Origin of the sequence: Streptomyces sp. NPDC048106, assembly GCF_040706415.1 — a bacterium.
Taxonomy (GTDB): Bacteria; Actinomycetota; Actinomycetes; order Streptomycetales; family Streptomycetaceae; genus Streptomyces.
Window position 1 is genome coordinate 199372 of the sequence record NZ_JBEZND010000001.1, and the last position, 18863, is coordinate 218234.

General features: G+C 72.5%; 18 protein-coding genes, 3 tRNA genes and 1 pseudogene. 10 read left to right on the forward strand and 12 right to left on the reverse strand.

The annotated features are described in order from the left end of the window. Nucleotides 1–153: 153 nt before the first annotated feature. From AB0927_RS00875 to AB0927_RS00885, 3 genes are all read left to right on the forward strand, one after another. Nucleotides 154–975 carry an alkaline phosphatase family protein gene (locus AB0927_RS00875; protein WP_366665301.1) on the forward strand — a complete coding sequence of 274 codons (822 nt, stop codon included), beginning with the start codon at nucleotides 154–156 and terminating at the stop codon, nucleotides 973–975. 106 nt (nucleotides 976–1081) lie between these two features. Then, nucleotides 1082–1861, forward strand: coding sequence for an HAD-IIA family hydrolase (locus AB0927_RS00880; RefSeq protein WP_366665302.1), 780 nt, complete (start codon nucleotides 1082–1084; stop codon nucleotides 1859–1861). A gap of 87 nt (nucleotides 1862–1948) precedes the next feature. Continuing rightward, nucleotides 1949–2500: a hypothetical protein gene (locus AB0927_RS00885; RefSeq protein WP_366665303.1), complete on the forward strand. Its 552-nt coding sequence runs from the start codon at nucleotides 1949–1951 to the stop codon at nucleotides 2498–2500. A 70-nt stretch (nucleotides 2501–2570) separates the two neighbouring features. On the opposite strand, the gene AB0927_RS00890 is transcribed toward AB0927_RS00885, so the two are convergent. Then, nucleotides 2571–2644 (reverse strand) — tRNA-Lys (locus AB0927_RS00890). Nucleotides 2645–2839: 195 nt separating this feature from the next. On the opposite strand from AB0927_RS00890, the gene AB0927_RS00895 reads away from it, so the two are divergent. The 3 genes from AB0927_RS00895 (at nucleotide 2840) to AB0927_RS00905 (ending at nucleotide 6183) form a co-directional block, all read left to right on the forward strand. Beyond that, complete coding sequence (locus AB0927_RS00895) at nucleotides 2840–4129, forward strand: peptidoglycan-binding protein (protein WP_366665304.1); 1290 nt, start codon at nucleotides 2840–2842, stop codon at nucleotides 4127–4129. Between the two features lie 154 nt (nucleotides 4130–4283). Beyond that, a complete protein-coding gene (locus AB0927_RS00900; RefSeq protein WP_366665305.1) occupies nucleotides 4284–5507 on the forward strand; it encodes an SPFH domain-containing protein in 1224 nt (407 codons plus the stop codon). Between the two features lie 70 nt (nucleotides 5508–5577). After that, nucleotides 5578–6183 (forward strand): lytic polysaccharide monooxygenase, encoded by a 606-nt coding sequence (locus AB0927_RS00905; RefSeq protein ID WP_366665306.1) that lies wholly within the window; start codon nucleotides 5578–5580, stop codon nucleotides 6181–6183. A 165-nt stretch (nucleotides 6184–6348) separates the two neighbouring features. On the opposite strand, the gene AB0927_RS00910 is transcribed toward AB0927_RS00905, so the two are convergent. From AB0927_RS00910 to ehuB, 6 genes are all read right to left on the reverse strand, one after another. Then, a tRNA-Lys gene (locus AB0927_RS00910) sits at nucleotides 6349–6422 on the reverse strand. Between the two features lie 86 nt (nucleotides 6423–6508). Next, nucleotides 6509–7267 (reverse strand): IclR family transcriptional regulator C-terminal domain-containing protein, encoded by a 759-nt coding sequence (locus tag AB0927_RS00915; RefSeq protein WP_366665307.1) that lies wholly within the window; start codon nucleotides 7265–7267, stop codon nucleotides 6509–6511. 212 nt (nucleotides 7268–7479) lie between these two features. Next, entirely contained in the window at nucleotides 7480–8262 is a 783-nt protein-coding gene (gene ehuA, locus AB0927_RS00920) for an ectoine/hydroxyectoine ABC transporter ATP-binding protein EhuA (protein WP_366665308.1), read from the reverse strand. Continuing rightward, entirely contained in the window at nucleotides 8252–8902 is a 651-nt protein-coding gene (ehuD, locus tag AB0927_RS00925) for an ectoine/hydroxyectoine ABC transporter permease subunit EhuD (protein WP_366665309.1), read from the reverse strand. The genes ehuA and ehuD overlap by 11 nt, the downstream gene beginning before the upstream one ends. Continuing rightward, complete coding sequence (gene ehuC / locus AB0927_RS00930; protein ID WP_366665310.1) at nucleotides 8899–9618, reverse strand: ectoine/hydroxyectoine ABC transporter permease subunit EhuC; 720 nt, start codon at nucleotides 9616–9618, stop codon at nucleotides 8899–8901. Before ehuC ends, ehuD begins: the two co-directional genes overlap by 4 nt. Then, nucleotides 9615–10529: an ectoine/hydroxyectoine ABC transporter substrate-binding protein EhuB gene (ehuB, locus tag AB0927_RS00935; RefSeq protein ID WP_366665311.1), complete on the reverse strand. Its 915-nt coding sequence runs from the start codon at nucleotides 10527–10529 to the stop codon at nucleotides 9615–9617. The genes ehuC and ehuB overlap by 4 nt, the downstream gene beginning before the upstream one ends. Between ehuB and AB0927_RS00940 the strand changes: the two are divergent. After that, nucleotides 10520–10795: pseudogene (locus AB0927_RS00940) on the forward strand (DUF3830 family protein); the annotation flags it as partial. The gene ehuB and the pseudogene AB0927_RS00940 overlap by 10 nt on opposite strands. Before the next feature lie 21 nt (nucleotides 10796–10816). Here AB0927_RS00940 and AB0927_RS00945 read toward each other — a convergent pair. Further along, on the reverse strand, nucleotides 10817–11815 hold the full coding sequence (locus AB0927_RS00945) for a D-2-hydroxyacid dehydrogenase (protein ID WP_366665312.1): 999 nt from the start codon (nucleotides 11813–11815) through the stop codon (nucleotides 10817–10819). Nucleotides 11816–12068: 253 nt separating this feature from the next. Between AB0927_RS00945 and AB0927_RS00950 the strand changes: the two genes are divergently transcribed. Together AB0927_RS00950 and AB0927_RS00955 are read left to right on the forward strand one after the other, a co-directional pair. Beyond that, on the forward strand, nucleotides 12069–12800 hold the full coding sequence (locus AB0927_RS00950; protein ID WP_366665313.1) for an aspartate/glutamate racemase family protein: 732 nt from the start codon (nucleotides 12069–12071) through the stop codon (nucleotides 12798–12800). Between the two features lie 169 nt (nucleotides 12801–12969). Next, a complete protein-coding gene (locus AB0927_RS00955; RefSeq protein ID WP_366665528.1) occupies nucleotides 12970–14070 on the forward strand; it encodes an LLM class flavin-dependent oxidoreductase in 1101 nt (366 codons plus the stop codon). On the opposite strand, the gene AB0927_RS00960 is transcribed toward AB0927_RS00955, so the two are convergent. After that, nucleotides 14043–15854 (reverse strand): bifunctional diguanylate cyclase/phosphodiesterase, encoded by a 1812-nt coding sequence (locus tag AB0927_RS00960; RefSeq protein WP_366665314.1) that lies wholly within the window; start codon nucleotides 15852–15854, stop codon nucleotides 14043–14045. The two genes, AB0927_RS00955 and AB0927_RS00960, sit on opposite strands and share 28 nt — an antisense overlap. A gap of 322 nt (nucleotides 15855–16176) precedes the next feature. Here AB0927_RS00960 and AB0927_RS00965 point away from each other — a divergent pair, with 322 nt between their 5' ends. Continuing rightward, on the forward strand, nucleotides 16177–17436 hold the full coding sequence (locus AB0927_RS00965; RefSeq protein WP_366665315.1) for a M6 family metalloprotease domain-containing protein: 1260 nt from the start codon (nucleotides 16177–16179) through the stop codon (nucleotides 17434–17436). Nucleotides 17437–17649: 213 nt separating this feature from the next. Here the strand turns inward: AB0927_RS00965 and AB0927_RS00970 are convergent. The 3 genes from AB0927_RS00970 to AB0927_RS00980 form a co-directional block, all read right to left on the reverse strand. Further along, nucleotides 17650–17723, reverse strand: a tRNA-Lys gene (locus AB0927_RS00970). After that, complete coding sequence (locus AB0927_RS00975) at nucleotides 17714–18256, reverse strand: hypothetical protein (protein ID WP_366665316.1); 543 nt, start codon at nucleotides 18254–18256, stop codon at nucleotides 17714–17716. The genes AB0927_RS00970 and AB0927_RS00975 overlap by 10 nt, the downstream gene beginning before the upstream one ends. A gap of 149 nt (nucleotides 18257–18405) precedes the next feature. Further along, entirely contained in the window at nucleotides 18406–18774 is a 369-nt protein-coding gene (locus AB0927_RS00980; protein ID WP_366665317.1) for a hypothetical protein, read from the reverse strand. Nucleotides 18775–18863: the final 89 nt, after the last annotated feature.

Consider the following 18863-nt stretch of genomic DNA (forward strand, 5'->3'; position numbering starts at 1 on the left):
ACCACGGAAGGACAGGCACGGCATCGGCGAGGACCCGGCGTCGTACGACTGGAAGTCGGCCACCGGTAGCTGATTGATTGGCACGGCACCGCCCCTGGTCCTGACGTCCATACCGGGGGCGGTGCCATGTCGCCCTCTCAGCTGGAGGTTTCCGTGCCCCGTACGTCGAAGGTGCTGGTCATAGGCTTGGACGGCGCTCTCCTCGACCGCGTCAAGGACGCCGACGCGCCCCACCTGGACGCGCTGATGGCCGCCGGACTCACCGCGGCGAGCGGCATCGAGCCGCACGCGCCCACCCTGTCCGGGCCCGGATGGGCCACGATCCTCACCGGGGTCTGGCCCGACAAGCACAAGGTGCGGGACAACTCCTTCACCGGCAACGAGTTCGCGCGCTACCCGGACTTCCTCAGCCGCGCCGCGTCCGCCGTCCCCGGCCTGGACACCTGCGCGATCAGCTCCTGGGCGCCGCTCGCCGAGAAGCTCTTCTCGGCGCGGGTCGGCACCCGGGTGGCCACGCCGGGCGCGGAGTACGACGCCGGTACGGCGTCCCGGGTGATCGAGCGGCTGCGGGACGGGCATCCGGACGCCCTGTTCGCGCAGTTGGACGGCATCGACGACGCGGGCCACCGGCACGGCGCCGCTTCGCAGCGGTACCTGGACGCCATCCACGACGCCGACGCCCAGGTCGGGCGGATGGTGGCCGCGGTCCGGGCGCGGCCCGCCGACGAGGACTGGCTGGTCATGGTCACCGCCGACCACGGCCACACCGACGCCGGCGGCCACGGCGGCCCCAGCGTCCCGGAACGCCAGACCTTCGTGATCGCCGTCGGCGACGCCCACGCGCCCGGCTCGGTCCGCGACGACGCGCGGATGCCGGACGTGGCCGCCTCCGCCCTCGCCCATCTCGGCGTCGCCCTCGACCCGGCCTGGGACCTGGACGGCCGTCCCTTGCACATCCCGGCGGCTACCGGCTGATCGCCGGGGTACGGATCAGCCACGGCTGACTACCCTGGGGGCGTCGGTACGCCGTGGTTCCGGCGCCCCCGCTCGTAGATCCCACGCATGCCAGGAGACGCACAGCATGGCAGAACGCAAGCCGATCGAATCGTGGCTCACCGACATGGACGGCGTCCTGATCCACGAGGGCGTGCCGATCCCCGGTGCCGAGGAGTTCCTCAAGAAGCTGCGCGACTCGGGCCGCCCCTTCCTCGTCCTCACCAACAACTCCATCTACACCGCCCGCGACCTGCACGCCCGGCTCCGCCGGATGGGCCTGGACGTGCCGGTGCCGAACATCTGGACCTCGGCGCTCGCCACCGCCCAGTTCCTGAACGACCAGCGGCCCGGCGGCAGCGCCTACGTCATCGGCGAGGCCGGCCTGACCACCGCGCTGCACGACGTCGGCTACGTCCTCACCGACCACGAGCCCGACTTCGTGATCCTCGGCGAGACCCGCACCTACTCCTTCGAGGCCATGACCAAGGCGGTTCGGCTGATCAACGACGGCGCCCGGTTCATCGCCACCAACCCGGACAACGTCGGCCCCTCCACCGAGGGCGCCCTGCCCGCCACCGGTTCGGTCGCCGCCCTGATCACCGCCGCGACCGGGCGCAAGCCCTACTTCGTCGGCAAGCCCAACCCGCTGATGATGCGCGCGGGCCTGAACGCGATCGGCGCCCACTCCGAGACCTCGGCGATGATCGGCGACCGCATGGACACCGATGTGCTGGCGGGCCTGGAGGCCGGGATGCGCACCTTCCTGGTGCTCAGCGGGGTGACCCAGCGGGGGGACGTGGACCAGTACCCCTTCCTGCCCTCCCAGATCGTGGACTCCATCGCGGGCCTGGTCGACCTCGTCTGAGTCTCACCCGGATGGAGCAGCAGGGCGCCCCCGGGGATGCGGGGGCGCCCCGGCCGGGGGAACCTCCTTGATGTCTGGAGGTTCACGATGGGCTCACTACCCCTCACTGTGTGCGGCGGCCTGCTGGCCGTCGCCGCGCTCGGTCCGACGGCTCAGGCGGCGCACGCCGCGGACGGCGGCACCCTCGCCGCGGCGCCCGACGCCCCCGCACCGGGGACCGAGGTGACCCTGCGGGTCAGCGGCTGCACCGGGAATCGGGCCGTCGCCGCCTCGCGCGCCTTCACCGGCGACGCCCCCCTCACCGGCACTGAAGGCACCCTCTCCGGCCGGACCCGCGTCGGCTCCACGGTCGGTCCGGGCGCCTACGACGTCAAGGTCACCTGCGCCGACCGGGTGGTCGAGGGCGTGCTCACGGTCGCGGCCGGAGACAAAGTGGCGGCCGGAGACAAAGCCGTAGCCGGAGACAAAGTGGTGGCCGAAGGCAAAGGCGTCTCCGCTGTCCCCGCCGACGACGCCGCGCACTTCGCCACCGTGGCGACCAGCGGCTCAGGACCGGGCACCGCCCAGGCCGTGACCGGTCTCGCGCTGGCCTCGATCGCCGCCGTCGCCGTGGGCCTCCGCGCCCGCCGCCCCCGCTGAGATCAGCTTCGTACGAAGAGACGAAGAGACGAAAAAGCCCCTCGCTGCTGCGAGGGGCTTTTTCCGTCGGTGCGCCGCCAGGGACTCGAACCCCGGACCCGCTGATTAAGAGTCAGCTGCTCTAACCAACTGAGCTAGCGGCGCCTGCTGACAAGAGAACTCTACCTGACCAGTGGGGGTGCTACCGACCACCGGGAGGGGGGTCGGGAGGGATCGAGAGGGGTCCGCGAGGGGCCGTACATCATTCGGACCGTCAAAGTGCGCGTTCCGTGGACAGTTGGGAAACTGATCAACGTGCACACAAGCGGACAAAAACACCAAGAATGTGAGGCAGATCGCATGACCGCTCCGGCGTTCGAGGAGTTCGAACCCGCGCGCGACTGTGGTTGTCCCGGCTGTGTCCACCGGCGGCGGACCCGACGCCGCCCGCTGCCCGGCCGCCTCGCCCGACTCCCCGCGACCCGGGGGATGGTCGTCGTGGCCGCCGTGTCCGCCGCCCTCGGCGCGGTGAACCCGGCGGCGGCCCTCCCCGCCGGCCACTCCCCGCACCGCCAGGCCGTCCCCGGCGACGGCGAGCCCGACACCCCCCAGGGCGCCGAGGCCCCGCTGCACGGTTCCGGCGGCGGCACCGCCCCGCCCGGTGGCAGCCCCTCCCCGCGCACCTCCCGCAGCGCCATCATCAAGCGGGCCAAGGCCTGGGTGACCGCGAAGGTGCCCTACAGCATGAGCCGCTACTGGACCGACGGCTACCGGCAGGACTGCTCGGGCTACGTCTCCATGGCCTGGGGCCTGAGCAGCAACCAGTGGACGGGCAGCCTCGCCAAGTACGGCGTGAAGATCACCAAGTCCCAGCTCCAGCCCGGCGACATCCTGCTCTACCACAACACCGCCGACCCCCAGAACGGCTCCCACGTGGTGATCTTCGGCGGCTGGACGGACTACACGCACACCTATTACAAGGTCTACGAGCAGACACCCCCGCACACCCGCACCCAGACCACGCCCTACCCCTACTGGAGTCACGGCAGCAAGTACGTCCCCTACCGCTACAAGGGCCTGGCCGCCGGCAGCGCGGGCGCCGAGGCGACCGGCGGCAAGTCCTCGACCGCCTTCCCGGGCGCGGCCGCCTTCGGGCCCGGCGCGGTCAACGCGTACGTCACCGAGCTGGGCCGGATGCTGGTGGCCCGGGGCGCGGGACCGTACTACCCCAAGGGCCCCGGTCCGGCCTGGAGCGAGGCGGACCGGCGGGCCACCGAGGCGTTCCAGCGGGCGCAGGGCTGGAGCGGCGAGGAGGCCGACGGGCGGCCGGGCCCGCGCACCTGGGAGCTGCTCACCTCCGGCGGCGGCCGGGACATCACCCCGGGCGCGGACGGCCCCGCCTCGCACGGCGTGCCCGGCTACCCCGGCAAGGGCTACTTCCGCCCGGGGCAGAGCAACGACCACGTCACCCGGCTCGGGATCCAGCTGGCGCGCAAGGGGTTCGGCCGGTTCTACGGCGACGGGCCGGGTCCGCGGTGGGGCGAGGCGGACCGGCAGGCCGTGGCGGCCTTCCAGCGCAGCCAGGGCTGGCGGGGCGGCGCGGCCGACGGCTCCCCGGGCCCGGAGACCTGGCGCCGCCTGTTCGCCTAGGCCGTGTTTTGGGAAGCGCTAGCCGCCGACGTCACCGACGCCACGCACACAACCGACGTAACCGACCCAACCGCCGTACCTGTCTTACCTGTTCATGTCTGTTCATGTCTGTTCACGTTTCATGACGCATCTGGCGCGGAGGCTGGAGGCACGCATGAGTACGACCACCTCGCACACACCGTCCGGATCCGAGGGGTGGCCCCAGGGGGCCACGGCCACCGGCACCCGCCCGGCCCGGCTGATCCAGAACGAGTCCACCACCGAGATCCCCGTCCACCTGCTCTTCCGCGACGAGCCGGGCGACCCCGGCGACCGGAACGAGCACGCCGACCGCGACCCGGTGTGCGCGCCGCCCAAGCCCGCCGTGGTGGGGCGCCGGCAGGGCACCGGCGAACTGCCGCGCGCGAGCCGCCCGGCGCCGGTGCGGCGGCGCCCGCTGCCCCGGATCGACCCGGAGCTGACGGAACGTCCGGCGCGGGTGCTGCCCGGAGCGGCCGGGGTGCTCGCCGGGGCCTGCGGGGTCACCGGCTGTCTGGCCGCCTCCTGGTGGGCGGGGGTGCTGCCCCCGCTCGCCGCCCAGGCGCTGCGGCTGCCGGAGCCCGCGGGCGCGGGTCTCGGCCCGGCGCAGTGGGCGGCGTACGCCGGGGCGGGACTGCTCGGCGCGGCCGGGTTCGGCGGGCTGGCCCGGGGGCGCACCGGACGGGCCTGGGTGGTGGGCCTGTTCGGCCGCTACCGGGGGACGGTACGGCGCACTGGCCTGCTCTGGGTCAACCCGCTGCTGCGCCGCCGGGGGGTCGACGTGCGGCTGCGGCACTGGCGCAGCGAGGCGATCCCCGCGGCCGATCCGGGCGGCACACCGCTGCGGGTGGTGGTGCTGGTGGTGTGGCGGGTGCGGGACACCGCGCGGGCGGTGCTCGGCCTGGAGGACCACGAGCGGTACCTGCGCGAGTGCGTGGAGGCGGCGCTGGCCCGGGTGCCGGTGGAGCCGGCGGGTGGCGGGCGGGGCGGGCTCGCGGCGGCGGGGGAGACGCTGACCCGGCTGGTGGCGGCGGAGGCCGGCCCGGCCGGGCTTGAGGTGTTCTCCGTGCAGCCGCTGCGGGTGGAGTACGCCCCGGAGGTCGCGGCCGCGATGGAGCGCCGCCGGATCGCCGCGCTGGACGCCCGGCAGCGGGCCAGCGTGCTCAGCTCGGTCGTGGACTCCGTGGAGGACACGGTGACCCGGCTGACCAGGCGCGGCCTGGTCGATCTCGACGACGGTGAGCGCAAGGTGCTGGTGCGGGACCTCGCGGTGGCGTTCTGCGCGGGGCGCGGGGAGCGGGGGCAACCGGGCGAAGCCGCCTTCGCCACTGGTATGGACATGCTCAAGTGGCGGCAATAATCTGGGACTTGGTCTAGACCTTCCCTCTGCACGGCTCACTGAACTCCCCACGTTCTCCAGGAGCGGCAGCATGCGCACCAAGACCAAGATGTCCGCAGTCGTGCTCGGAGTGGTGACCGCCGGAGCGTTCGCGCTCTCCGCCGGCGGCGCCAGCGGGCACGGCTACACCGACCTTCCCATCAGCAGGCAGAAGCTCTGTGCCAACGGCACGGTCACGGGCTGCGGCGACATCCAGTACGAGCCGCAGAGCGTCGAGGGCCCCAAGGGCTTCCCGGCCACCGGGCCCGCCGACGGCCAGCTCTGCAACGGCAGCGTGGCCCGGTTCGCCCAGCTCAGCTCGCCGACCACCCCGTCCGGTGCCGCCTGGCCCACCACCCACGTGACCGGCGGGCAGTCGTACACCTTCCGCTGGCAGTTCACGGCCATGCACGCCACGACGGACTTCAAGTACTACGTCACCAAGCAGGGCTGGAACCAGAACCACCCGCTGTCCCGCTCGGACCTCAACCTCACGCCGTTCCTCACGGTGCCCTACAACGGCCAGCAGCCGCCGGCGACGCTGAGCCACAGCGGCACCCTGCCGACCGGCCTGTCCGGGCACCACGTGATCCTCGCGGTGTGGACGATCGCCGACACGGGCAACGCGTTCTACGCCTGCTCGGACGTCACGTTCTGAGGTCCCCCACGGGAACGCCGAAGGGCCCCTCGCCGCTGCGGGGGGCCTGACCTTGGTTCTGGGGGTGTGGGTGGCGAAGCCCCCACCGCGCGGCGAAGCCGCGGAACAACAGAGATGGCGGTCCATGTCCGCAAAAAGCGCGGACATGGACCGCCATCGTCATCGTGCGCCGCCAGGGACTCGAACCCCGGACCCGCTGATTAAGAGTCAGCTGCTCTAACCAACTGAGCTAGCGGCGCATGACTCCCGCCCTCCGCTTTCCGCGGCTGGCGACAGAGAAAATAATACCTGGTGCCGACGGGTGCTCGTGACACCCCGGGGACGGCTACAGGGCCAGTGACAGCAGCACCGGCGCCGCGTTCCGGTTCAGCGTGTCCGCGGCCTGCTTCAGCCGGTGGGCGTGCTCCACCGGGAGGGACACGGCCAGGCAGCCCACCGAGGAGCCCGCGGTGATCGGGACGGCCGCGCAGACGGTGCCCACCGCGTACTCCTGTAGGTCGAGCACCGGCACCGTCGGCGGCTGGGACTCCAAGCGGGACAGGAGCAGCTTGTCGCTGGTGATGGTGCGCGAGGTCAGCCGGGCCATCTTGTGCCGGGCGAGGTGGTCGCGGCGCGCGTTGTGGTCGAGCTGGGTCAGCAGGCTCTTGCCGACCGCGGTGGCGTGGGCCGAGTAGCGGAAGTCCACCCACTCGTTGACCGCGGGGGCGGCGGGCCCGGCGGCGTACTGGGTGACCCTGACCTCGCCGTCGACGTACCGGCTGATGTAGACCGCCGCGCCGACCGAGTCGCGCAGCCGGTCCAGCATGCGCTGGAGCTTGTCGGCGAGGGCCCGCTCGCGGTCCTGGGCCGAGGTCAGCCGGCGCAGCGTGTCGCCGGTGACGTACGCCCCGCCGCCGATCTGCTCCACGTACCCCTCGCGGCGCAGCATCCGCAGCAGCAGGGTGAGCCGCTCGGGGCCGAGGCCGGTGTGCCGGGCCAGCTCGGTCTCGGTGACCCCGGCGGCGGTGCGCGCCACGGACTCCAGCACGCGCAGCGCGTCCTGGGCGGAGTGGTACGGGGCGGTCGGCTCGTGCATCAGCGCCACGGTGGTTCCCCCTGCGCTCGCTTACTGGGCCGTGCGGTCCGGACGGTGCGGCGATTCCACGATAACGGGCAAACGGCCGCCGGGGAGAGGGCGTTGACAAGATTCGGGCTCGTCACCCCCGCCCCGGCGGCGGCCCCGACGGGGGCAAAGACCCGATGGCATATGCCATGGTCATGACCCAGTGGCCGGACCTCGGTCGTTGCCCGCCGAGCTCACAGCACCGCGCCGAGGAATTCCCGGGTGCGCTCCCGCTCGGGTTCGCTGAAGATCTTCTCCGGGGAGCCCGACTCGATCACCCGCCCGCCGTCGAACATCAGTACCTGGTCGGAGATGTCCCGGGCGAAGCCCATCTCGTGGGTCACGCACAGCATCGTGATGTCGGTGCTGTGCGCGATGTCCCGCAGCAGGTCGAGCACGCCCGCGACCAGCTCGGGGTCGAGCGCGGAGGTCACCTCGTCCAGCAGCAGCACCCGCGGCCGCATCGCCAGCGCCCGCGCGATCGCCACCCGCTGCTGCTGCCCGCCGGAGAGCTGGGTCGGGCGCGCCCCGCACTTGTCGGCGAGGCCCACCAGGTCCAGCAGTTCCCGCGCCCGCTCCTCCGCCTCGTCCTTGGACAGGCCGAGGACCTGCACCGGCGCCTCGGTGAGGTTGCGCAGCACCGACATGTTCGGGAACAGGTTGAACTGCTGGAACACCATCCCGATCTTCTTGCGCACCTCCCGGACCTGCTTCTCCGGCGCCGGGAACAGCGCCTCGCCGTCGACGGTGATGGTCCCCTCGTCCGGTTTGGCGAGGGTCATCAGAAGTCTGAGGATCGTGGTCTTGCCGGAGCCGGACGGCCCGATCAGGGTCACGTGCTTGCCGGGCTGGACGGCGAAGTCCAGGTGGTCGAGCACGGTGTTCGCGCCGAAGCGCTTGGTGACCCGCTCCAGGCGGATCAGATCGGCGGGCTGGGCCGCGGTGGCGGCGGGCTGGGTACGGGTCTCAACGGACAAGGCGTCGCTCCAGGGCTCGCAGGAGAAGGGAGGCCAGGTAGGAGATGAGGATGAAGGCCACGCCGATCACGGTGAGCGGCTCGGTGAACTGGAAGTGCTGCTGGGAGAAGAGCCGGGCCTGCCCCAGCATCTCCAGCACGGTGATCACCATCAGCATCGGTGTGTCCTTGAGCATGGAGATCACGTAGTTGCCGAGCGCCGGTACCACCCGGCGGATCGCCTGCGGCAGGATCACCGCGGTCCAGGTCCGCCGCCGGGGCAGGTTCAGCGCGGTCGCCGCCTCCCACTGGCCGACGGGCACTGCCTCGATGCCGGCCCGGTAGACCTGCATGGTGTACGTCGAGTAGTGCAGCCCGATCGCGAAGACGCCGGTGGACAGCGCGGAGAAGGTCAGGCCCCACTCCGGCAGCACGTAGAAGAGGAAGAACAGCTGCACCAGCAGCGGGGTGTTGCGCACGAACTCCGTGACCACCCCGACCGGCCAGCGCACCCACCTGGTGGGCGTCCGCATCAGCAGCGTCCACACCAGGCCGAGGGTGAAGGACAGCAGCGAACCCAGCGCCAGCGCCTCCAGGGTGACCAGCAGGCCGTCCCAGAAGTGCGGCATGAACCCGCTCACCGCGTGCCAGTCCCACTTCATACGACACCACCGCCCACCCCGGTCGTCTGTGCCCGCTTCGGCTCGTGCCCCGCCTCCGCCGGACCGGCGCCCCTGCCGACCCCGGCCTTCAGCCGCTTCTCCAGGCCGCGCATCAGCCGGGTCAGCACGAAGGCGATCACGAAGTAGATGACCAGCACGTACGTGTAGATCTCCGCGCTCTGCTGGAGCGCGAGGCGCACCAGGTTGGCGCTGAACGTCAGATCGCCCATGCCCATGACCGACACCAGCGCGGTGCCCTTGAGCAGCTCGATCAGCAGGTTGCAGAAGGAGGGGATCATCTCCGGCACCGCCTGCGGCAGCGTGATCAGCCGCATCCGCTGCGCCGGCGTGAAGCTCAGCGCGACCCCGCCCTCCTTCTGCGCCGGGTCGACCGAGTTCAGCGCGCCGCGCACGATCTCCGAGCCGTACGCGCCGTACGTCAGGCCGAGCGCCAGCGTGCCCGCCCACATCGGCACGAGCTGCCAGCCGAAGGCGATCGGCAGCACGAAGAACACCCAGAAGATCATCACCAGCGCCGAGGTGCCGCGGAAGATCTCGGTGTAGACGCCGGCCACGAAGCGCACGAGCCACCGGTGGTGGGTGCGCGCCATGCCGACCACGAAGGACACCGCGGCGGCCAGCAGCGCGCTGAACACCAGTAGCTGGACGGTGGTCCAGACGCCCTTGAGTACCAGTTCCCAGAGCCCCGAGGTCATTGCCCGCACAGCTCCTTCGCCGTCAGGTCGGTCATCTCGGCCTTGGTGAAGCCGAACGGCCGCAGGATCCGGAACAGCTCACCGCTGCGCTTCAGCGCGCGCAGCTCCACGTTGAACGCGTCCCGCAGCCGGGTCTCGGTCGGCCGGAACGCGAACGCCCCGCCGTCGACGTGCGGCTTGCCCTTGACCAGCGGCGCGAACGGCGCGGTCGCCTCCGCCTTGGCGGACTTCTTCACCACCTCGCGCGTGGTGAGCGCCGTACCGGCGAAGACGTCGACCCGGCCCGCCTCGACGGCGTTCAGCCCGGCCACCTGGTCCGGCACGATCAGGATGTCGCTCTCCTTGTAGCCCGCCTCGACCGCGTACTGGATCTCGGCGTACCCGGTGCCGGTCGCGAACTTCGCCTTCTTCGCGACGACGTCCTTGTAGGAGCGCAACCCCTTCGGGTTCCCCTTGCGGACGATGAACGAATCCAGCATCTGGTAGTCGGGATCCGCGAAGATCACCTGGGCGCAGCGGTCGGCGTTGACGTACATGCCGGCCGCGACGACGTCGAACTGCTGCGAGTTCAGGCCGGGTATCAGCGAGCCGAACTCGGTCGGCACCGGCTGCACCCGGTCGACGCCGAGCCGCTTGAAGACCGCCTTCGCCAACTCGGGCGCCTCACCGGTGAGATGGCCGTCCCGGTCGATGTACCCGAAGGGGATCTCACCCGCGATCCCGAGCCGTACGACGCCCTGCGCGCGGAGCCGGTCGAGCAGTTCGCCGCCGTTCTCGCCCGCGGCGGCCACCCGGGCACAGCCCGCGGCGCCCAGTGCCCCGAGCGCCGCGATCCCGCCGAGCAGTGTCCGCCGGCTGGGTCTGTGTGCCGACCGGAAAGTGTGTGCGTCGTTCCCATGTGGTGGAGCCATGGCGGCGCGGCTACCCAAGCCGAACCGGGGTATGCACCCTGGTTTTTCGGCCCGAACGACGCGTCACCGGCTCGCCGGACGGGCGCGATGCGCGGCGCCGGGCGCCCCTGTCGGCCGGTCGCGCGCCCCTGACCTGCGCGGCCGCGGGGAACGCGCCGCCGCCGCGCGCCGCCGTCCACAACGCCAGGTGCGCGTGTGACGAGGTCTACGCCCTCTTCCCGCCCCTCGCCTCCACAGAACCCCCACGGGAGAACCCGGCGGCCACCCCGATTCCCGGCGGCCGCCGCTCAGTGGCCGGGCACGTAGCCGCGCGTCTTGTCGACCACGTTCACCAGGGGTCTGCCCGCCGCCCACCGCTCGTACAACGCCACGAACTGCCGCCCGAGTTCATCCCGCCAGCCGATCGTGTCCCCGCTCATGTGCGGGGACACGATCAGCCCCGGAAGCCGCCACAGCGGGCTGTCGCCCGGCAGCGGCTCGGCGGCGAACACGTCCAGGGCGGCGCCCGCGATCCAGCGCCGGGTCAGGGCCCGGGCGAGGGCCTCCTCGTCCACGAGGGCGCCGCGCCCCACGTTGACGAAGAACGCCGAGGGCTGCATCACCCCGAACCGGTGGGCGTCGAACATGCGGTACGTCGCCTCCGTCAGCGGCGCCGCCGCGATCACCCAGTCCGCGCGGGAGATCAGCCGGTCCAGGTCGGCCGGGCCGTACACCCCCGTCCGCGGCACCCGCCCGACCAGCGCCGTCGTCACCCCGAGCGCCTTCAGCATCCGCACGATCGCCCGCCCGATGGGCCCCGAGCCGACCACGCAGGCCCGGGTACCCGCCACCCGCCGGGTCTCCCGGTGCCGCCACACCCGCTCCCGCTGCTGCTCCAGGGTGCGCGGCAGATCCTTGGCCGCCGCCAGCACCAGCGCCGCCACGTACTCGGCGATCGGCTGGTCGAAGATCCCGCGCGCGTTGGTCACCACCGTGCCGGACGCGGCCAGCTCCGGGCACAGCAGATGGTCCACGCCCGCGCTCGCGGTGTGCACCCAGCGCGGCCGGGGCCCCTCGCCGGGCCATGCCTCGCGCACCGCGTGCGAGGTGAAGTCCCAGACCAGCAGCACATCCGCGGTCGGCAGCCGCTCGGCCAGGTGCGCCGCGTCGGTGTGCACGATCCGGGCCCGCCCGGTCAGGGCGCCGAGCCGGGGCGGCGGCTCGGCGTCCAGCACGAGCAGGGTGGGGACGGCCGGAGCGCGGGTCGGCTCCCGGTGTCCGGCGGGACGGTTCCCGGCGTCCGGCATGCGCGGCTCCCGGCGTCCGTAGGGGTGCTCGCCCAGGCGCCCCGGCAAGGCTCCGCCGACGCCTGGGACGCACGGACCGACCACGCTCGCACCCGAACCCACCGCCGTCAACACGGGCGTGGACCGCCTCTCACGATGTGGGCTGCGTCGCCGAGGCTGGGTACCCGGACCGTGGGGCCGTACCGGGCGCTGTCCGACGAGGGGGGCGCGCGGGCCGTCCCGTACTGCCCGACCGGACGCAGGAAGGCTGGACATGACCTCACTCGGATTCCTCTACCCGGGCCACTCCGCCGAGGACGACTATCCGCGCATCGAGCAGCTCCTGGGCAGCGACATCCGGGTGGACCTGGTCCACACCGGCCTCGGCGAGGACGCGCACCGCCTCCCGGCGCCGCGCGAGCTGGGTTCCGCCGAGCAGCTCGGCGAGGGGATGGAGCGGCTGCGGCTCTCCGGTGTCGAGACGGTGGTGTGGGCGTGCACCAGCGCCGGCTTCGTGCACGGCTGGCAGGGCGCCCAGGACCAGGTGCGCGCGCTGGCCCGGCTGGCCGGGATGCCGGCCTCCTCGACGTCCTTCGCCTTCGTGCACGCGGCCCGCGAGCTGGGGGTTCGACGGGTCGCCGTCGGCGCCACCTACCCCGAGGACGTCACCGCGCTGTTCGCGGAGTTCCTGCGGGCCGGGGGCCTGGAGGTGACGCGGGTGCGCTCCTCGGGGGTCGGCTCGGCCGCCGAGGCCGGCGCCTGGGGCGAGGAGGAGGTGCTGACGCTGGCGCGGGCGGCGGACGACGCGGGCGCGGAGGCGCTGCTGCTGCCGGACACCGCCCTGCACACCGTCGCGTACCTCGGCCTCCTGGAGAAGTCCCTGGCCAAGCCGGTCCTCACCGCGAACCAGGTCACGGTGTGGGAGGGGCTGCGGCTCGCCGACCGGCGGGTGAACGCGCCGGAGCTGGGCGCGCTGTTCACCCGGGAGCCGATCGTCCAGGTCTGAGGGGCGGCCGGGCCGGGCCGGGAGCCCGGTGGGACGAGCGGCGGGACAGACGGCGGGCCAGGCGCTGGAATAAGCGGGGCGATCCCCCTGTTACCACCCTCCGGCACAGTTCACGCCGGAAACGGGAGGCCCCATCGTGGCGGCAGACGAGGCAGATCAGGCAGACGAGATCCGCACGGCGGCGGACGGCATCCGGGCCACGGCGTACGGCACCGCCCCCGTCCCCCTCTCCGTCCTGGACCTGGTGACCGTCGGCGCGGGCCGCACCGCCACCGACGCCCTGCGCACCAGCGTCGAGCTGTCCCGCCTCGCCGAGGCCCGCGGTTTCCACCGGTACTGGGTCGCCGAGCACCACTCCATGCCGGGCGTCGCCTCCTCCTCGCCGGCCGTGATCCTCGCCCACCTCGCCGCCCACACCGACCGCATCCGGCTCGGTTCCGGCGGCGTCATGCTGCCCAACCACGCCCCGCTGGTGATCGCCGAGCAGTTCGGCACGCTGGAGGCGCTGGCCCCCGGCCGGATCGACCTCGGCCTCGGCCGCGCCCCCGGCACCGACGGCGCCACGGCCGCCGCCCTGCGCCGCTCCGACACCCTGCGCGAGGGCGCCGACGACTTCCCCGAGCAGCTCGCCGAGCTGATCCGCTTCCTGGACGACGACTTCCCCGACGGCCACCCCTACCGGCGCATCCACGCGATCCCCGGTCCGGTGCAGGGCAGCACCCCGGGCGGGGTCCAGTCCCCGCACCGCCCGCCGGTCTGGCTGCTCGGCTCCTCCGGCTTCAGCGCCCAGCTGGCCGGAATGCTCGGTCTGCCGTTCGCCTTCGCGCACCACTTCTCGGCGCAGAACACGATCCCCGCGCTCGACCTCTACCGGGGGACCTTCCGCCCCTCCCCGGTGCTCGCCGAGCCGTACGCCCTCATCGGCGTCTCCGCCCTCGCCACCGACGACGAGCGCGAGGCCCGCCGCCAGACCCGCGCGATGGGTCTCAACATGCTCCGCCTGCGCACCGGCCGCCCCGGCCTCTTCCCCGACCCGGAGGAGGCCGAGCGGCAGGAACTGGGCGCCATGGAGGAGGAGTTCATCGCCTCCTGGTCGTCCAACGTGGTCTACGGCACCGCCGACGAGGTGCGCTCCGGACTGAACGACCTCCAAAAGCGCACCGGCGCCGACGAGTTGATGCTCACCACGCATGCCCACCGGGGCGAGACGCGGGTGCGCTCGTACGAACTCATCGCGGACGCCTACGGGTTGCCGACGCCGGCCGTGTAGGCCTGCGCCCCCAGCAGCTCGGAGATGCGGTCCGGCGGCACCGGCCGGGAGTACAGCCAGCCCTGGCCGGTGTCGCAGCCGATCCGGCGCAGCCGGGTGGCCTGGGCCGAGGTCTCCACGCACTCGGCGGTGACCGTGAGGCCCAGCCGGTGGGCCAGCTGGATCATCGCCTCCACGATGACCTCGTCGGCGGGGTTGGGCGGGATCCCCTTGGGCGCCTCCTCGTACTGGAAGCCGCGGACGAAGGAGCCGTCCAGCTTCAGCGTCGAGACCGGCAGCCGGCTGAGGTAGGCGAGGTTGGAGTAGCCGGTGCCGAAGTCGTCGATGGCGATGCGCACCCCCATGTCGCTGAGGGCCTGCAGCGCCTGGAGCGGGCGGCCCGCCGAGCCCATCACCGCGGACTCGGTCAGCTCCAACTGGAGGAGATGCGGGGCCAGTCCGGTGTCCGCGAGCGTCTCCGCCACGTCGGCCACCAGGTCGGAGTCCCACACCTGGCGCACCGCCACGTTCACGCTCACGAAGATCGGCGGCTCGCCGGGGTGGGCGAGCTGCCAGCGGCGGGCCTGCCGGCAGGCGGTGACGAGCGCCCAGCGGCCGAGCTGCACGATCGAGCCGTCCTCCTCGGCCAGCCCGATGAACCGATTCGGCGTCAGGGTGCCGAACTGCGGGTGGTGCCAGCGCACCAGCGCCTCGACCCCGGACAGCCGGCCGTCCTCCATGCCCACCAACGGCTGGTAGTCCAGGACGAATTCGCCCCGCTCGATGGCGGGCCGCAGGGTGGAGGACAGCGCCTGCCGGGTCATCCGGTGCGCGTTGCGCTCGGGGTCGAACAGCGTCCAGCGGCCCTTGCCGTCGGCCTTCGCCCAGTAGAGCGTCGTGTCCGCCGCCTGCATCAGGCCGGTCGCCGTCGTGCCCGCCGCGTGGCGCTCCACGACGCCGATGGACGCCGTCAGCGACAGCCGCTGCCCGGCCAGGTCGAAGGGCTCCTGGAGCGCTGCCAGCGCGGACTCGGCGAGGTCGGCGAGCTGTTCGGTGCCGGTGGAGTCCTCCACCAGCAGCGCGAACTCGTCCCCGCCGAGCCGGGCCACCAGCGGAGTCACGGCACGGGCGTACCCGGCCTCGTCGGCGACCCTGGTCAGGCGCTCGGCCACGGCCGCCAGCAGCCGGTCGCCGACGCGGTGGCCGAGGGTGTCGTTGACCGCCTTGAAGCCGTCGAGGTCCAGATAGCACAGCCCGATCCGGCCGGTGCCGCTGCGCTCGTACGACTCCGCCTCCAGCGCGGCCGACAGCCGCTCGAAGAACAGGGTGCGGTTGGGCAGCCGGGTCACCGGGTCGTGCATCTGCAAGTGCCTCAGCCGCGCCTGGAGTTCACGGCGGGCGCTGATGTCGGCGACGGACAGCAGCACGCCGGCACCGCCGTCGGCCAGCGGGGCCACGGTGAGCTGCACCCACACCGAGTTCCCCTCGGGACGCTTCAGCCGGCGGGTGCAGCGCAGCCTGGCCTGCCGCCCGCACAGCACCTCCCGGTAGGCGTGCCAGGAACGGGGGTCGGCGGTCAGGTCCACCAGATCGGCGGCGGCCCGGCCGGTGAGAGTGCCCCAGTCGGCGCCGATCAGCTCGCCGAAGGCCGGGTTGGCGCGCAGGACGAGTCCCTCGCGGTCCACGACGGCCATGGCGAGTGGCGCCGCCCCGAAGACACGGTCGTAGGTGATGTGATCACTGTCTGTGACGGCTGACCGGTCGAGGTCTGCCGCGGGCGTCGGCCCTTCGGACGTTCCGCTCACCGCTCGCTCCCGCAGTGCACTCGATCTCTGTCCGTGCCGGAAAGTGTGCCGATCATAGAGGCTGGCCCCGAGCCCTTCCAGCCATCGTCCAGTCTCCCGGACCGGACGGACTTTCTGACAGATCGTTTCTGCCCGCACCTGGACGGGTTATTGAGGCCGTCGATCAGTTGTGACGTTCCGTGAGTGAATCGGGAGTGGCGAGCGCCGTAGTGCGCCGGCGCCCAAATGGGGAGCGCTCACCCTTCTGGGGCAGACAAACAGTGCATGCGGTGGCGAATCCCAGCAACCTGGGTGCGGGTCTGTCGAACCGCGTCCGGAGGTCATGTCCGTGCCCCTGCTGCGCAGCACCGCCGCCGTGTGCACCACGCTGTCGGCGCTGGCCGCGACCTCGATCATCACCGGCCCGTCGGTCGCCGACCCCTTCTCCGTCGCCCCCTGCGCCCTGCACCGCACCGAGGCCCACCACTCCGAGGGCGTCGACACCTGGAACACCGACTACGCCCGCCCCACCAGGGCACTCGACGCGGTGATGGTGTTCCTGTCCTTCCCGGACGGCACCCCGCGCACCACCCCGGCCGAACTGACCGCCGACCACTTCCCCGAGACCAGCCGCTACTTCGCGCGGGCCTCCTACGGCAGATTCACCCTGCGCCCGCATCCGCTGACGCACTGGTTGCGTATGCCCCGTCCCTCGACGGCGTACGCCATACGGCGGGACTGGGCCGCCGAGGACCGGGCCGCCTATCTGTCGGACGCCTTCGCGGTCGCCGACAAGGAGGTCGACTTCGCCCGCTACCAGGTGGTGTATCTCGTCGCCGACCCGGACGCGCCCGGCGTGGACTCCGACGCCACCAAGGTCGTCAACCTCGACACCCCCCTCCACGTGGACGGCACGGACGTACGCAGAGTCGTCACGGTGTTCGAGAAGCACCCGCCGGACCGGCTGGTTCTCGCCCATGAGACCGGCCATGTCTTCGACCTGCCCGACCTCTACCACCGCCCGACCGACGGCAAGGGCGACTGGGACACATACGTCGGCGACTGGGACCTGATGGGCAGCCAGTTCGGACTCTCACCCGATCTGTTCGCCTGGCACAAGTGGCGGCTCGGGTGGCTGGATCCACGCCAGGTGGTGTGCGTGCGCGGCGCGGGACCGACCCGGATCACCCTGGAACCGCTGGCCGCCGGGCCCGGCGTCCCGGTGCGGGGCGCGGGCGGGGCACCCGCCTTCGGGCTCGGCGACGGGGTGAAGCTGGCCGTGGTGCGCACCGGTCCGGACAGCGCCCTCGCCTTCGAGGCCCGCACCGCCGCCGGCAACGACCGCGCGACCTGCCGCGAGGGCATCCTCGTCTACCGGGTGCGCAGCGGGGCCGAGTCCGGCGGCGGCCCCGTCGAGGTGGTCGACGCCCACCCGGGCACCTCGGCCTGCCCGGACGAATCCGTCTACCCCCCACTCGCCGACGCCCCGGTCGCGCTGGGCGAGAGCTTCACCGTCCCGGGAAAGGGCGTGCGGATCGAGGTGGAGGACCGGACGGCCTCGGGGGCGTGGACGGTGAAGATCACGCAGCGGATCAGGGGGTGACCTCTCGGCCGACGGCCACGGGGTCCGACCCGGCGGGGGTGACCTCCGGGCCTCGCCGTCGCTCAGGGGGTCGCTGGGCCGACGGCCGCTGGACCGGCCTCTCGGGGGTGTGGGTGGCGGAGCCCCCACAACCGCGCGGCGAAGCCGCGCAGAAAACAGCGATGGCGAGTCGTCCCGCGCTTATTGCGGTCAGAACTCGCCATCGCTATCGCGTGCGCCGCCAGGGACTCGAACCCCGGACCCGCTGATTAAGAGTCAGCTGCTCTAACCAACTGAGCTAGCGGCGCCTGCTGACGTCGTAGACCTTAGCATCCTGGTCGGGGGGAGGAAAAATCGATATCCGCACCGCCGCCCGTGCCGCCCGTACCGCCGCCCACAGCACCACCTCCGGGCCCGGTAACCAGGGGTGACGGGAGTCCGGGGCGACCAGCCAGCGGAGGTCGGCCGTGGTGTCGCCGTCCGGGGCCGGGACGGTCACCGCGTCGCCGGTGCCATGGCAGAGCAGGGGCGGTACCGCGGCCGTGCGGTGCGAGCCCCACTCCTCCCAGGCCAGCAGCGAGGGCAGCCGGTGGGCGGTGCCGGGGGCGCAGAACAGCAGCATCCGGCCACGGGACATCGCGACCGGGCCCGAGCCGGGGCCGCCGTCCCAGAGCCGGTCCAGCATCCGGCGCCCGAAGACGGCCGGCGCGCTCACCACGTCGAAGATGGTGCCGCAGGGCAGGACGGCCGGGGCGGACGCGTGCCGCGGGTACGCCCCGGCCGAGGCGAGCCAGGCGGCGCCGTCGGAGGTGGCTCGGGTGACGTTCGGTGTACCGCTCATGCCGTCCAGGTCTACCGGCAGTGAGCAACCGGTTCTGCTGAGTTGCGGAAAACCGGGACAGGCGGCGAGGGAGGGGAGTATCTTGCCCGCTTGGCATATGCCAGGTGTGGATCGCTTGGCGGGATCACACCGTGGGATCACACCGGGGATCACACGGGATCGGCGGTGGTCCGGCCCTCGCTGTTCCCGCGCATCAGATCGCGGCCGAACTCGACCATCTTCTTGGCATAGTCCTCGGTCCACTCCGCGCGCTCGGCGATGTCGGCGGCGGTCAGCCGGTCGAACCGGCGCGGGTCGGCGAGCTGGGCCGCGGCGATGGCCTGGAACTCCACGGCACGGTCGGCCGCCGCCCGGAACGCCTGGGTCAGCTCCGTCGCCCGGGTCAGCAGCGCGCGGGGATCCTCGATGGACTCCAGCTGGAAGAAGTGCTCGGGATCGCCGGCCGCTTCCGCGGGCTCGAAGATCAGGGGCGCGGGGCGTAGCCGCGGTTCGTTCCGACGCGGCGTGGGCTCCGCCATGTCTTCTCTCCTCCTCGTACGGCCTTCGTACGGCTCGCTGGGCACCGCCTGTCTGGTGGGCCACCGTCCATTGTCCCGCGTGCCCGCAA

Bases quoted from the DNA above. Each gene is read 5' to 3' on its own strand.
- AB0927_RS00950 (WP_366665313.1), top strand. From the start codon at position 12,069: ATGACCTCACTCGGATTCCTCTACCCGGGCCACTCCGCCGAGGACGAC.
- AB0927_RS00895 (WP_366665304.1), top strand. From the start codon at position 2,840: ATGACCGCTCCGGCGTTCGAGGAGTTCGAACCCGCGCGCGACTGTGGT.
- AB0927_RS00945 (WP_366665312.1), bottom strand. From the start codon at position 11,815: ATGCCGGACGCCGGGAACCGTCCCGCCGGACACCGGGAGCCGACCCGC.
- AB0927_RS00885 (WP_366665303.1), top strand. From the start codon at position 1,949: ATGGGCTCACTACCCCTCACTGTGTGCGGCGGCCTGCTGGCCGTCGCC.
- AB0927_RS00905 (WP_366665306.1), top strand. From the start codon at position 5,578: ATGCGCACCAAGACCAAGATGTCCGCAGTCGTGCTCGGAGTGGTGACC.
- AB0927_RS00880 (WP_366665302.1), top strand. From the start codon at position 1,082: ATGGCAGAACGCAAGCCGATCGAATCGTGGCTCACCGACATGGACGGC.
- AB0927_RS00965 (WP_366665315.1), top strand. From the start codon at position 16,177: ATGTCCGTGCCCCTGCTGCGCAGCACCGCCGCCGTGTGCACCACGCTG.
- AB0927_RS00975 (WP_366665316.1), bottom strand. From the start codon at position 18,256: ATGAGCGGTACACCGAACGTCACCCGAGCCACCTCCGACGGCGCCGCC.
- ehuC (WP_366665310.1), bottom strand. From the start codon at position 9,618: ATGACCTCGGGGCTCTGGGAACTGGTACTCAAGGGCGTCTGGACCACC.
- ehuB (WP_366665311.1), bottom strand. From the start codon at position 10,529: ATGGCTCCACCACATGGGAACGACGCACACACTTTCCGGTCGGCACAC.
- AB0927_RS00900 (WP_366665305.1), top strand. From the start codon at position 4,284: ATGAGTACGACCACCTCGCACACACCGTCCGGATCCGAGGGGTGGCCC.
- AB0927_RS00980 (WP_366665317.1), bottom strand. From the start codon at position 18,774: ATGGCGGAGCCCACGCCGCGTCGGAACGAACCGCGGCTACGCCCCGCG.
- ehuD (WP_366665309.1), bottom strand. From the start codon at position 8,902: ATGAAGTGGGACTGGCACGCGGTGAGCGGGTTCATGCCGCACTTCTGG.